Genomic DNA, 12851 nt, shown 5'->3' on the forward strand with positions numbered 1-12851 from the left:
TCGGTCCTTCAGGCGGATTTGGAAAGCACGGGTGGGGTCCAGCCCTGCCCGGGAATGCTGTCGAGCAGCGCGCGGGTATAGGGATGCTTCGGCGCGCCGAAGACCTCTTCCGTGCTGCCCATTTCCACGATGGCGCCGCGCTGCATCACGGCGATGCGGTCGCAGATCTGCGCGGCCACGCGAAGGTCGTGGGTAATGAAGAGCATCGTCAGGCCCAGCCGTTTGCGGATGTCCGCCAGCAGGTTCAGCACCTGCGCCTGCACCGAGACATCCAGTGCCGAAACCGGCTCATCCGCGATCAGCAGTTCCGGCTGCATGGCCAGGGCCCTGGCGAGGCCAATGCGCTGCCGCTGCCCGCCGCTGAACTCATGCGGGTAGCGTTCCAGCGCGGAGGGGTCGAGCTGCACCAGACGCAGCAGCTCCGCCGCGCGGGCGCGCGCCTCGGCCGGCGGGACGCCATGCGTGATCGGCCCTTCCGCGATGGCGTCGACCACCTTGCGCCGCGGGTTGAGGGAGGCATAGGGGTCCTGGAACACCATCTGGATACGACGGCGATACGGCAGCCATCCGCTGCGGGAAAGAGGCCGCAGATCCTCTCCCGCGAAGATGATCTCGCCCTTCTCCGGCTGCACCAGCCGCACCACGCAGCGCGCGAGAGTGGACTTGCCGGAGCCGCTCTCCCCCACCAGGCCCAGGGTCTCGCCCTTGAACAGGGTGAAATCCGCGTCGTGGACCGCCTTCACCTCAACACGGGGGCCGAACCAGCCGCCACGCTGATACGTCTTCTCGATCCCCTTCATCTCCAGCATGGGGGTGGCCGTGACAGCGGGACGTGCCTTGGCTTCGCCATGCGGCACGGCCGCGATCAGCGCGCGGGTATAAGGGTGGCGCGGCGCGTTCAGCACCTCTCTGGCCAGTCCCTGCTCGACGATGCGCCCGTGCTGCATCACCACCACACGGTCGGCGATCTCCGCCACCACGCCGAAATCATGGGTGATGAACATCACGCCCATGCCCTGCCGGGACTGGATCTCGCGGATCAGCCGCAGGATCTGCATCTGCGTCGTCACGTCCAGCGCCGTCGTCGGCTCATCGGCGATCAGAAGGGCGGGCTCCAGCGCCAGCGCCATGGCGATCATCACCCGCTGCCGTTGCCCGCCGGAAAGGCGGAAGGGATAGCTGCGGGCGATGGAAGCTGGGTCCGGCAGGTTCACCGCCGCCAGCAGTTCCGGCACGCGGGCGCGGGCATCCTGTGCCCGGCCATGGACGGCCAGGGCCTCGGTGATCTGGTCCCCGACCCGCATCAGCGGGTTCAGCGCCGTCATGGGCTCCTGGAAGACCATCGCCATGCGCCGCCCGCGCCGCCCGCGCAAGGCGTCCTCCGACAGTGCCAGCAGGTCCTCGCCCTCGAAGGTGACCCGGCCGGATGTCACCTTCAGCAGCTTGGGCAGCAGCCCCATCACCGCATTGGCGGTGATCGACTTGCCCGAGCCACTCTCGCCCACCACGCAAAGGATCTCCCCGGCATCGAGATGCAGCGAGAGATCCTCCACCGCATGCGGCCGGTCCGCGCCCTGGGGCAGCGAGACCGTGAGGTTCTCGACCGTCAGCAGCCGGCTCATGCCTTGCCTCCGCGGTTGCGCGCCAGGCGCGGGTTCAGCGCGTCCGACAGCCCCTCACCCACCAGATTAAGGGAGAGCACGGTGAGGAAGATGGCGACGCCCGGGAAGACGCTCATCCACCAGGCCAGCCGGATGACGCTGCGGCCGCTACCGATCAGGAACCCCCAGGACATCAGGTTCGGATCGCCCAGCCCCAGGAAGGACAGGGCGCTTTCCAGCAGGATTGCCGAAGCCACCATCAGGGAGGAGAGCACCACGATGGGCGAGAGCGCGTTCGGCAGGATATCTCCCAGCACGATGGAGATGCGGGACTTCCCCAGCACTTCCGATGCCTGCACGAATTCACGGGAACGGAGCGAGAGGAACTCCGCCCGCACCACCCGCGCCACCGGCGGCCAGGAAACCACGGCAATGGCGAAGACGATGGACTGGATGGTGGGCGTGAAGATCGCCACCAGCAGGATGGCCAGCACGAAGGACGGGATGGTCTGGAAGAATTCGGTGAAGCGCATGACGATGTCATCCGCCACCCCGCCCAGGTAGCCGGCGATGGCGCCGAGCCCAACGCCGATCACCAGCGCCACCACGGTGGAGACCGCACCCACCAGCAGCGAGACCCTCGCCCCATGCGCGATGCCGGCCGCCACGTCCCGCCCCAGGCTGTCCGAGCCCAGCAGCAGGCCCATCTCGCCCGGCGGCATGAAGGGCGCGGCCACCATGTCCCAGGGACTGCCAGGGAAGAACCAAGGCGCGCCGATAGCCACCACCACCACCAGGAGAAGGATCAGCAGCCCCACCGCCGCGCCGCCATTGCGCGCGAAATTCCGCCAGAAGCCCCGCATCACGAAACCTCCACGCGCGGATCGACCACGGCATAGAGCAGGTCGGTGATCAGGTTGAACAAGACGACCATGACGCTGGTGCAGAAGAAGACGCCCATGAGGACCTGATAGTCCCGCGCCAGCAGCGCCTCGAAAGCCAGCCGGCCGATGCCGGGCCAGGCGAAGACCGTCTCCACCAGGATGGAGCCGCCGATCAGCTGCCCTGCCTGGATGCCGGCAAAGGTGATGATGGGCAGCATGGCATTCCGCAGGATATGGCGCCGGAGGATGCGTCCTTCCGGAACCCCCTTGGCGCGCGCTGTCTTGACGAAATCCTGGTCCGCGACCTCCAGCATGGTAGCGCGGGAGAGCCGGGCGTAGACCGCAAGGTAGAAAAGGCCGAGCGTCAGCGCCGGCAGGAGAAGATGCATGCCAATATCGAGCATCTTCTCGATGCCGGACAGTTCCACCCCCACCGACATCATACCAAAGGACGGCAGCCATTCCAGCGCCACGCTGAACAGCAGCACCAGCATCAGCCCGACCCAGAAGAGCGGCGTGGCATAGAAGACCAGCGCCAGCACCGTGATGGCGGAATCCGCCCAGGTGCCGACCCGCCGCGCCGCCAGCGCCCCCATGGTCACGCCAAGCACAACGGCGAAGACAAAAGCGGCGCCCGTGAGCAGCAGTGTCGCCGGCAGCCGGTCCCAGACGAGGGAGGCGACACTGGCCTGCTGCCGGTGGCTGAAGCCGAGATCGAGGGTCAGAACCCCTTTCAGATACAGCCAGAGCTGCACATAGAGCGGCTGGTCGAGACCGAACTGCGCGCGCAGCTGCTCCAGGAACCTGGCATCCGCGGCGCCCGACTGCCCGGCGATGATGCTCGCCGGGTCGCCGGGCGCGGCGTGGATCAGGAAGAAATTACAGACGACGATCGCGAGGACCACGATCGCCGCCTTGACCAGGCGCCCCGCGAGATAAGCGGGCAGGCGCGACAGTTCCATCAGTCCGCCGTCAGGCCAGGAACACGTCGTCGAAGCTGGCATGCACGCCGGCGCCGGTCGTGATGACGTTCTGCAGCCTCTTGTCATAGATGGTGGGGAAGGACATTTCCATCAGCCAGAGCAAGGGCACGTCCTCCACCAGGATCTTCTGCACGGCGGTAAAGGCTTCCTGCCGCTTGTTCGGGTCCGCCTCGTCCCGCCCCTGCTTGAACAGCTCGTCCACCTTCGGATTCGCGTAGCCGGCCACGTTGGAGAAAAGGATCTTCTTGATGTTGGTGGAGACGTAGCTGCGCTCCACGCCCAGCGTCGGGTCGCCATACTGGTAGAGATAGTTGATGGTGGTGTCGAAATCCCAGTTCCCTGTGCGCTGGGACCAGGTGCCGACATCCACGCTTTCCAACTGCAGGTCCACGCCCACCTGCCGGAAGGACTGGCGCAGGAACTCGCCCAATCGCGTGAAAACCTCGCCATATGGCAGGCTGAGATGCTTGATGGCGAAGCGGACCCCCTGCCCGTTCGGCTTCAGCCCGGCCTCGTCCAGCAGCTTCTTGGCGGCCTCGACATTATAGGCCGGCGCCTTGGCCGAAGCGTCGTAGAAGCGTGTGGCGCTGTGGAAAGGTCCGGTCGCCGGCTTGCCGATGCCGAACCACAGGCGCTGGGCAATGAAGTCGCGGTTGACCGCCATGGTCAGCGCGCGACGCACCCGCACGTCGTCCAGCGGCTTCACGCGGTGGTTGAAGTCCATCCACATCAGCGGGCCCATATACTCCCAGCCGGTGGTCTTGACCTCCAGGTTGGGGCGCGCCCGCATCTGCGGCACGTCGAACGGCTCAATGTCATTGGACTGCGTCAGCTGCACCTGTCCAGATTCCAGCGCCAGGCGGCGGCTCTGGCTGTCCGGCACCACGCGGTAGATGATGGCGTCGAGATAGGGCTGGCCCGGCTTCCAGTAACCCTCGAAGCGCTCGAGCCTGATGAAGTTACCTCGCTGCCACTCGGCGAACTTGAAGGGTCCGGTGCCGACCGGCTTCTGCACCGCCGGGGCCTGCCGGTAATCCTGCCCTTCGAACAGGTGCTTCGGCACGATGGCCGAGACCGTCACGTCGAACATCAGCATGAACGGCTCGAAGGGCTCGGACAGGACGAATTTCGCCGTGGTCGGGTTGACCGCCACACCTTCCTTGATCCGGGCGAAGACGCCGCGGGCACGGGGCGAGACCTCCATGTGGAATTTCATGATGGAGAAGACCACGTCGTCAGCCGCCATCGGCTTGCCGTCATGGAATTTCACGTTTTCCTGGAGGTGGAAGGTATATTCCAGCCCGTCCGGGCTGATCTCCCAGCTCTTGGCCAGTTCTGGCAAGGGCTTCAGCTGCGGGTCGTAGCGCAGCAGGCCCTGGAAGATCTTGCCGCCCACGATCAGCGTCGGCGCCTGATTGTTGATGCCGACATGCAGGATCGGCGGCTCCGGATTGACGATGCTGTTCAGGGTGCCGCCTCGTTTCGGCTGCACGCCCTGGGCCAGGGCATCCTCCAGACGCCAGAGCACAGGCAAGGTGGCAGCGGCGGCCATCAGACCGCGACGCGACATGGACATGCGGAATATCTCCGTGGAAGCTTCCCTTGTCTGTGACGCTAGCCTTCACGGCACCGGATCGACAAGCCCGGCTTTCGGCCTTAGCGTCGGTCCCATGCAGAGCTTCGCCCATCCCGCCCAGTTGCGGCATACGCCACGCTTCTTCCTTCAGCGCGGCCGGGTCCGCGCGAATTTCGAGGTGCCGGAACGCGCGGGCGCTCTGCTCTCCGCCCTGTACCGCCTGGGCCTGCCGCCCACCGAGCCGGAGGCCGCGACGCCGGAGGCGCTGCGAAGCGTACATGACGGCGGCTACATCGATTTCCTGGAAAGTGCCGCGCGTGGCTGGGCGGGCCTGCAGGAGCGCGGCGAGGAAGCGGTGGCCAACATGCATCCCTCGCCGGAAATGCTGGCCCAGGGCGCGACCTGCCCGGATGCCATCATCGGCCGCCTGGGCTGGTACACCGCCGACACCGCCTGCCCTATCGGCCCCGGCACCTGGGAAGCGGCCGCCGGGGCGGCTGGCGCGGCGCTGGCGGCGGCCGATGCCGTGGCCAGCCATGGCGGCAGCGCCTACGCACTCTGCCGCCCACCCGGGCACCATGCCTATGCGGCGCGGGCCGGCGGGCACTGCTACATCAACAACAGCGCGCTCGCCGCCCAGCGGCTGCGCGACGTGGGCGCGGCGCGAATCGCCGTCTTCGACATCGACGCCCATCATGGCAATGGCACGCAGGGCATCTTCTGGGACCGCGGGGACGTGCTGACCGTCTCGGTCCATGGCGACCCGTCCGGCTATTACCCCTGGTACGTCGGCTATGCCGGAGAGACCGGCGCGGGGGCCGGGGCTGGCTGCAACCTGAACCTGCCGCTGCGCCAGGGCAGCAGGGACGATGCCTGGCTCGCAGCCATCGACACCGGCCTGGAGAAGCTGCGCGACTTCGCACCGGAAGCCCTGGTCGTGCCGCTGGGCTTCGACGCATCGGAACATGAGCCGCTCAGCTTCCTTGGCGTCACGGCCGATGGATTCTCCCGTGCGGCGGAGAAGCTGGCGGCATTGAAGCTGCCCACCGTGCTGGTGCAGGAGGGTGGCTACAATGTCGAGGTGATCGGCACCTTGCTGGAGCGGTTCCTGACCTCCTGGGGGCGATGAACCTACAAGTTGAAAATCACCGCCGGCCGGGTTAGCGGTCTGGTATGACCATCGCACGGCTGGCGAGTTTCGCGTTTTCCGGGATCGAAACCCTGCCGGTCGAGGTGCAGGTGCAGATCTCGCCTGGGCTGCCGTCCTTCATGGTGGTGGGCCTGCCCGACAAGGCCGTGGCGGAGAGCCGGGAGCGCGTGCGCGCGGCGCTGACCGGCCTTGGCCTTTCCCTGCCACCGAAGCGGGTGCTGGTGAATCTGGCACCCGCCAATATCCAGAAGGAAGGCAGCCATTTCGACCTGCCCATCGCCCTGGCCGTCCTGGCCGCGATGGATGTGGTGCCGCGCGAGGAACTGGCCCAGTTCGCCGCGCTGGGAGAACTGGCGCTGGATGGCACGGTAGGTCCCGTGGCGGGCATCCTGCCGGCGGCGTTGGGCGCGGCGGCGCGCGGGCTGGGCCTGATCTGCCCGGGCAGCCAGGGGGCCGAGGCCGCCTGGGCCGGGGAGATCGAGATCCTCGCGGCTTCCGACCTCCGCCAGTTCATCGCGCATCTCACGGGGCGGCAGGTGCTGGACCCACCCACCCCACCCGCATTGTTGCCGGAAGACAGGGGCGGACCGTGCCTTTCCGAGGTGAAAGGGCAGGAAAGCGCCAAGCGGGCGCTGGAGATCGCGGCGGCCGGCCGGCACAATCTCCTGCTCATCGGCCCGCCGGGGGCGGGCAAGTCGATGCTGGCCGCACGCCTGCCGGGCCTGTTACCCGATCTGACGCCGCAGGAGGCGCTGGAGGTCAGCCTGATCCGCAGCGTTGCCGGCCTGATCGAACAGGGCCGCATCACCGCCCGTCCGCCGTTCCGGGAGCCGCACCACTCCGCCAGCCAGGCGGCGCTGGTGGGCGGTGGCCCCGGCGCGCGGCCTGGCGAGATCAGCCTGGCACATCGCGGCGTGCTCTTCCTGGACGAGTGGCCCGAATTTCCTCGCCCCGCCCTGGAAGCTCTGCGACAGCCACTGGAGAGCGGCATCTGCACCATCAGCCGCGCGGCAGCGCATGTGACCTATCCCGCGCGGGTGCAACTGGTCGCAGCGATGAATCCCTGCCGCTGCGGTCATCTGGGGGATGGGCAGCGCGAATGCGGGCAGGCACCCAGATGCGGGGAGCAGTATCAGTCCCGCCTCTCCGGTCCGCTGCTGGACCGCATCGACCTCTCCATCGGCATGGCCCCGATTCCGCCCGGCGAGCTGGCGCGGGCACCGCGCGGCGAAAGCAGCGCCACCGTTGCCGCCCGCGTGGCAAGCGCGCGGCAGGCGCAACTGCGGCGCGACGGATTCCGCAATGCCGAAGCGCCGCTCGACAGCCTGACGGCTGCGGCCTCGGCCGAGACCATCGCGCTTGCCGAGCGCGCAGCGGGGAAATTGGGGCTTTCCAATCGCGGCTTCACGCGCTGCTTTCGCGTCGCGCGCAGCATCGCCGATCTGGCGGGCGAGGCGCGGATCGCACGGGTCCATATGGCGGAGGCGCTGGCCTTCCGGCACCGCGCCGCCGGGCATTGAGGCGCCCCGGCCAGCCGGAATGACCCGGCCGTTCCACGCTGAACATGGCATCCAGGTGCCGCCGGATGCCACGCGGTGACCAAGCCACCTCCGCAGCGCCGGGCTGGTGAGGGTGGAACTGGTGCAGGTGGCGGATGAGGGGCGTACTGCCGGCTGCGGAGAATCGCGGAGCAGCAGGCATCCGCCGTCTTCCTGGCCTCCTTCCCCGGGGCCTTTGCAATCTTCCCGTTAACCCGGCCTGCTATTCGGCCTGTACAGTGAAAGACGCCGAACCGGCCCCGGGCCACGGCGCGCACCATGTCCTGCGTCACTCCGGTCGGCGCCAGAGCGGGGAAAGACGATGAAGATCACACAGGCCTCGATCTACACGATCACCTCGGCACGCCTGCATCCCGAATTTCGCGATCCAGGAAATCTACACCTACTGGCAGGACATGCCCGGCTATCTGGAATTCACCGATGATCCGCAGGAGCGGCGCATCAGGCGAGGCCGCGTCGATATCTCCGACCGGCCGGGGCTCGGCATCAACCTGTTGCCGGAGGTCATCGCCCCCTATCGGTGGGCTACCGTTTCCTGACTCGTCTTCCTGACGCGTCACCGCCGACCGAATGTCTCCGGCCGCCGGTTGAGCCGGCGGAACTGCCTGCGCCGTTGGAGGAATACCATGGCCGGCGCCACGGCCAGAAGCGGTGCGGTGCCGATCACCACCAGTCCCATGGCGGCGCCTACCAGGCGCCCGCCCACCACGAAACCCGCCGCCGCGCCGCCGGCGCTGGCCATGTTCAGTGCCACCGCCGCCGCCCACCAGCTCCAGACGCGGCGCGTGGGGCGCAAGGCTTCGTCGGGCGGCACGACATGCACCTGCCCTGTATCGCCTACCTCATAGAGGCGGGCGGGATCGACTGAGAATCCGGGTCCCGGGCCGCTCAGCGCCGCATCACATGCATGAAGGCGCGTCCCTGGTAGCCGGCGCGGCGCATGCGCCACCACAGGCTGCCGAAGGCGATCAGCCCGGCCACCAGCGCTATCGGCAGAGCGATGGCGAAGAAAGCGATGGCCAATCCGGCCACCACGATGCCGCCCGCTACCAGCGTGACCAGGGCGGCAATGCCGCCGACGCGCTGGAGAAGACGATCCAGCGTGCCCGTGCGCTTCGGCGCCGGGCCGCTGAACTCACCTTCCGGGGTCATGTCAATGACGGGGCGATGGCGGAACTGCTGATCCATGTCCCCCATGTTGCCATCCCCAGGGTCAGCTTCAAGCCCCGCATACCGGATGGATTGTGTTGTTTTTTGACGGAATGTCACCGCCACGCCAACATCCGGCCCTTTCTTCACAGTGTCGCCGCCAGAAGGCTCGGGCGCTTCCGGCCTTGCGCCGGACATGTCATATCAATGGCATGAGGTACGGCCCGGCCATTTGTCTGGCGCTGACGCTGGCGGCTGCCCTGCCGGCCACGGCAGCCGAGTATCGCCGCCCGACAGCCGCCCAGATGCAGGAAATCCGCCGCTGGCTCTGTCCGAATGGCGGCATGCCCGTGCGGGGCGCGCCCGGCCGCTGCGATGGCGCGGGGCGCGGTTCCACGCGCTCCGCCTCGGGCTTCGGCTCGCCGGCGCCGGGTTGGGACCACGGCCTGCCCGCCGCCAGCCGCGTGCAGTCCTCCTGCCCCGAAGGGACCCGCCCTACCCTGGCACGGGGGCATGAGGATATCCTGCGCTGCCTGCCGGGCTGACGGTGCTCAGCCCGCGAAGCGCAGCGCCGGCAGGCCTGGCACCCCTGCGTCCAGCACCATCAGCCGGCCAGCCCAAGGCTGCGCGGCGAGTTCCTTCCCGTCCAGGCCCTCACTGGCCGAGGTGACGTAGAGGCTCCGCAGATCCGGTCCGCCGAAGGCGCAGCAGGTGATGTCTCGCACCGGCAGCGGCAGGAAGCGGTCGAGTTCGCCGTCCGGACGAAACCGCGCGAGACCGCCGCCGCCGTAACGCGCGCTCCAGAGGAAGCCCTCAGCATCCACCGCGGCGCCATCCGGACTGCCGGGGACATCCGCCCCGTCGTGGAAGATCCGGGCCTCGCCCAGGCGGCCGCTCTCGCGATCGAAATCATGGACATAGATGATGCCCTCGGGCGTGTCCGAGACATAGAAGCGCTGACCGTCCGGGCTCCAGTTCAGCCCATTGGCGATCCGCAGCCCCCGCTGCCAGAGGGTAATGCCGCCATCGGCGCGCAGAACGTGGAGATCGGCATCGGCTTCCTCGCCCTCCTCCCGCATCGCGCCGCACCAGAAGCGTCCAGCGGGGTCGCAGCGGCCATCGTTCAACCGCTGGCCCGCAGCCAGCTCCGGCCGCACCGGCACCGGCTCCATCGCGCCGGTCGATGGGTCGAAACGGGCGAAGCCGGATGCCAGGGCGATGATCAGGCCGCCGGACCGGCACAACGCCAGGGCAGCGACGCGCTCCGGCATGATCCAGCTCTTCGTGTTACCGCTGGCAGGATGCAACCGGTGGATGCGGGCTTCAGGGATATCGACCCACCATAGCGCCTCGTCCCGTTCATCCCAGACGGGACTCTCGCCCAGGCTGTTCCGTAATTCCACAACAGGGCGGCATCGGGTGACGGAGTCGGTGGATGTCATGCCAGGAGCTTCTCCCATAAGGCCGGCGCGCCTGCCGCGCCTTCCCGTTCCCAACGCGGAAGAGGCCTGAAACGTGGCGGCCCCGCCATGCCGGGCAACCTGGCCCCAGCCTGTCGTTCCGTCATCAAATCGACGAGATTCGATGCAACTGGAGGCTGTCCTTGCTGTTGCAGCTTGCCCGGCGCCGGTCGGCTTGTCTAGATGCAGGACGGGCCGCATCCCGACCCGCGCCGGGCAGCGACCCAGTCCCTCCGTCCCGCCAGAGGGCATGGCAGGCTCTGGACCCCCTCACGCCTTTCCAGGGCCTGCCACCTTCAGGCACGACCCGCCGGGCAGGAAGTCGGCCTCCGCGACCAGTCCCTCCCACCAGGAGCGCGTCGAGACCCCGCGGTCAGCCGGTCTGCCCGGAAGCAAGCCGCGTCGCCACCTCGGCCAGCGCCCAGTCGATCCAGGGCAGCAGCCTTTCGATATCGCTGGTTTCCACCGTGGCGCCGCCCCAGATGCGGAGGCCCGGAGGCGCGTCGCGGTAGGGAGCGACATCCATGGCCGCTCCTTCCCTCTCCAGCAGCGCGGCCAGCAGCTTCGCCGCCGCCGCCTGGCCTTCCGGCGCCAGAGCCGTGAACCAGGGGGCGGCGATGCGGAGGCAGATGGAGGTGCAGGAGCGCGTTTCCGGCCGCTCCGCCAGGAAGGCGACCTGGTCCTGCCGCTCCACCCAGGCCGCGACGGCAGCGAGATTGGCCTCGGACCGCGCCACCAGCGCCGGCAGCCCGCCGATCTGCTCGGCCCAGCGCAGCCCGTCCAGCGCATCCTCCACCACCAGCATGGAGGGGGTGTTGATGGTATCGCCCCGGAAGATGCCCTCGATCAGCTTGCCGCCCTTGGTGAGGCGGAAGATCTTCGGCAGCGGCCATCCGGGCGTGTGGCTTTCCAGCCGCGCCACGGCACGGGGGGAAAGCGCCAGCATTCCATGCGCCGCCTCCCCGCCCAGCACCTTCTGCCAGGACCAGGTGACCACATCCAGCTTGTCCCAGGGCAGGTCCATGGCGAAGGCGGCCGAGGTGGCATCGCAGATCGCCAGCCCCTGGCGGTCCGCCGGGATCCAGTCCCCATCCGGCAGCCGCACGCCCGAGGTCGTGCCGTTCCAGACGAAGACCACGTCCTGGTCCCAGGAAACCTGCGCCAGGTCCGGCAGCCCGCCATAGGGCGCCTGGATCAGCCGCGTATCCTGCAGCTTCAACTGGGTGGTGATGTCACTGGCCCATTCGCCGGAGAAGCTTTCCCAGGCCAGCACATCGACGCCCCGTGGCCCGAGCAGCGACCAGAGCGCCATCTCCACCGCGCCGGTATCCGAAGCCGGGACGATGCCGAGCCGCCAGCCCTCCGGCATCCGTAGCACGGCCTTGGAGCGGTCGATCACCTCCGCCAGCCTTGCCTTCAGCGCCGGGGCACGGTGGCTGCGGCCCAGCAGCGCCCCTTCTAGCGCCGCCAGGGACCACCCCGGGCGCTTGGCGCAGGGACCGGACGAGAAGTGAGGATTCGCCGGGCGAAGCGCGGGCGGTGGATTGGCGTGCGGCATGGATCTGGCTCGCTTCGTTCTGTCGCGGCAGGGTTAGGCCAGCAGCGGCGCCCCGATCAAGCGTGGGCCCCCGGCAACAGAACCTCGCTGCGGGCATAGAGAACGGCATGGCCGCCCATCCGCACCCGCTCCCCGGCCAATTGGCACCAGAGCGTGCCGCCCCGCGCGCTGGCCTGGTGGCAGACCAGCGCCTGCCGCCCCAGCCGCTGCGCCCAGAAAGGCACCAGCTGCACATGGGCGGCCCCTGTCACGGGGTCCTCGTTCACGCCCATGCGGGCCGAGAAATAGCGGGAAACGATATCATACCGCGGATCGTCCGAAGCCGCCGTGGCGATGACGCGCGCGACGCCACCGGGCACGGAATCCGGCAGGCCGGCGATACGGACATGGTCGGGCGTCAGCGCCCGGACGATCTCGGCATTGTCGAACAGGCAGATCCAGTCCCGCGCCTTCCAGACCTCCCGCGGCACCGCCCCGAGGGCGGCGGCAAGGCCCGGCGGCGTCCGCGCGGCGCGGACAGGCGGATTGGCAGGAAAGTCGAGCACGAAGCGGTCGTCCTCCCGCTCCACGCCCAGGATGCCGGACTGCGTGCGGAACCGCAGCGGCGCCGCGGCATCCAGCTCCGTCGCCAGCACGAAAGCGGTGGCCAGGGTGGCGTGGCCGCAGAGATTGACCTCGAACTTCGGGGTGAACCAGCGCAGGTGCCACTGGCCCGGCCCGTCGGGCACGAAGAAGGCGGTTTCGCTCACGTTATGCTCGGCCGCCATGGCCTGCATCACCGCGTCCGGCAGCCAGGATTGCAGCGGCACCACCACGGCCGGGTTGCCGGCGAAGGGGCGGCTGGCAAAGGAATCCACGGTGTAGCTCGCTAGTCGAATCAGGTCATCGCCAGCCATGGTCTGCCCCTCCTTCACCGCCTCGCGGGACGATG

The 12851-nt window shown here is 68.4% G+C and carries 13 protein-coding genes; 4 read left to right on the forward strand and 9 right to left on the reverse strand.

The features are described from left to right. Positions 1-8 precede the first annotated feature (8 nt). The 4 genes from IAI58_RS11890 to IAI58_RS11905 are packed head-to-tail and all read right to left on the reverse strand — an operon-like array spanning position 9 to position 5038. Positions 9-1622, reverse strand: coding sequence for an ABC transporter ATP-binding protein (locus IAI58_RS11890; protein WP_207447599.1), 1614 nt, complete (start codon positions 1620-1622; stop codon positions 9-11). Continuing rightward, positions 1619-2464 (reverse strand): ABC transporter permease, encoded by an 846-nt coding sequence (locus IAI58_RS11895; protein ID WP_207447601.1) that lies wholly within the window; start codon positions 2462-2464, stop codon positions 1619-1621. The genes IAI58_RS11890 and IAI58_RS11895 overlap by 4 nt, the downstream gene beginning before the upstream one ends. Further along, entirely contained in the window at positions 2464-3447 is a 984-nt protein-coding gene (locus tag IAI58_RS11900) for an ABC transporter permease (protein WP_207447603.1), read from the reverse strand. Before IAI58_RS11900 ends, IAI58_RS11895 begins: the two co-directional genes overlap by 1 nt. 10 nt (positions 3448-3457) lie before the next feature. Next, positions 3458-5038, reverse strand: coding sequence for an ABC transporter substrate-binding protein (locus IAI58_RS11905; protein WP_237182430.1), 1581 nt, complete (start codon positions 5036-5038; stop codon positions 3458-3460). Between the two features lie 100 nt (positions 5039-5138). On the opposite strand from IAI58_RS11905, the gene IAI58_RS11910 reads away from it, so the two are divergent. From IAI58_RS11910 to IAI58_RS11920, 3 genes are all read left to right on the forward strand, one after another. Beyond that, entirely contained in the window at positions 5139-6173 is a 1035-nt protein-coding gene (locus IAI58_RS11910) for a histone deacetylase family protein (protein ID WP_207447605.1), read from the forward strand. Between the two features lie 44 nt (positions 6174-6217). Then, positions 6218-7714 (forward strand): YifB family Mg chelatase-like AAA ATPase, encoded by a 1497-nt coding sequence (locus IAI58_RS11915; protein ID WP_207447607.1) that lies wholly within the window; start codon positions 6218-6220, stop codon positions 7712-7714. Between the two features lie 434 nt (positions 7715-8148). Continuing rightward, entirely contained in the window at positions 8149-8292 is a 144-nt protein-coding gene (locus IAI58_RS11920) for a hypothetical protein (protein WP_207447609.1), read from the forward strand. A 17-nt stretch (positions 8293-8309) separates the two neighbouring features. Here the strand turns inward: IAI58_RS11920 and IAI58_RS11925 are convergent, their stop codons facing one another. Then, positions 8310-8567 carry a hypothetical protein gene (locus IAI58_RS11925; protein ID WP_237182431.1) on the reverse strand — a complete coding sequence of 86 codons (258 nt, stop codon included), beginning with the start codon at positions 8565-8567 and terminating at the stop codon, positions 8310-8312. Between the two features lie 74 nt (positions 8568-8641). Beyond that, positions 8642-9100, reverse strand: a complete 459-nt coding sequence (locus IAI58_RS11930) for a hypothetical protein (protein ID WP_237182846.1) — start codon at positions 9098-9100, stop codon at positions 8642-8644. 14 nt (positions 9101-9114) lie between these two features. Between IAI58_RS11930 and IAI58_RS11935 the strand changes: the two genes are divergently transcribed. Then, positions 9115-9447, forward strand: coding sequence for a hypothetical protein (locus tag IAI58_RS11935; protein ID WP_207447611.1), 333 nt, complete (start codon positions 9115-9117; stop codon positions 9445-9447). 6 nt (positions 9448-9453) lie between these two features. On the opposite strand, the gene IAI58_RS11940 is transcribed toward IAI58_RS11935, so the two are convergent. From IAI58_RS11940 to IAI58_RS11950, 3 genes are all read right to left on the reverse strand, one after another. Further along, complete coding sequence (locus tag IAI58_RS11940) at positions 9454-10344, reverse strand: SMP-30/gluconolactonase/LRE family protein (RefSeq protein ID WP_207447613.1); 891 nt, start codon at positions 10342-10344, stop codon at positions 9454-9456. Positions 10345-10735: 391 nt separating this feature from the next. Next, a complete protein-coding gene (locus IAI58_RS11945; protein WP_207447615.1) occupies positions 10736-11920 on the reverse strand; it encodes a phosphoserine transaminase in 1185 nt (394 codons plus the stop codon). A gap of 56 nt (positions 11921-11976) precedes the next feature. Next, on the reverse strand, positions 11977-12816 hold the full coding sequence (locus tag IAI58_RS11950) for a PhzF family phenazine biosynthesis protein (protein ID WP_207447617.1): 840 nt from the start codon (positions 12814-12816) through the stop codon (positions 11977-11979). Positions 12817-12851: the final 35 nt, after the last annotated feature.

The organism is Roseomonas marmotae (assembly GCF_017654485.1).
Lineage (GTDB): Bacteria > Pseudomonadota > Alphaproteobacteria > Acetobacterales > Acetobacteraceae > Pseudoroseomonas > Pseudoroseomonas marmotae.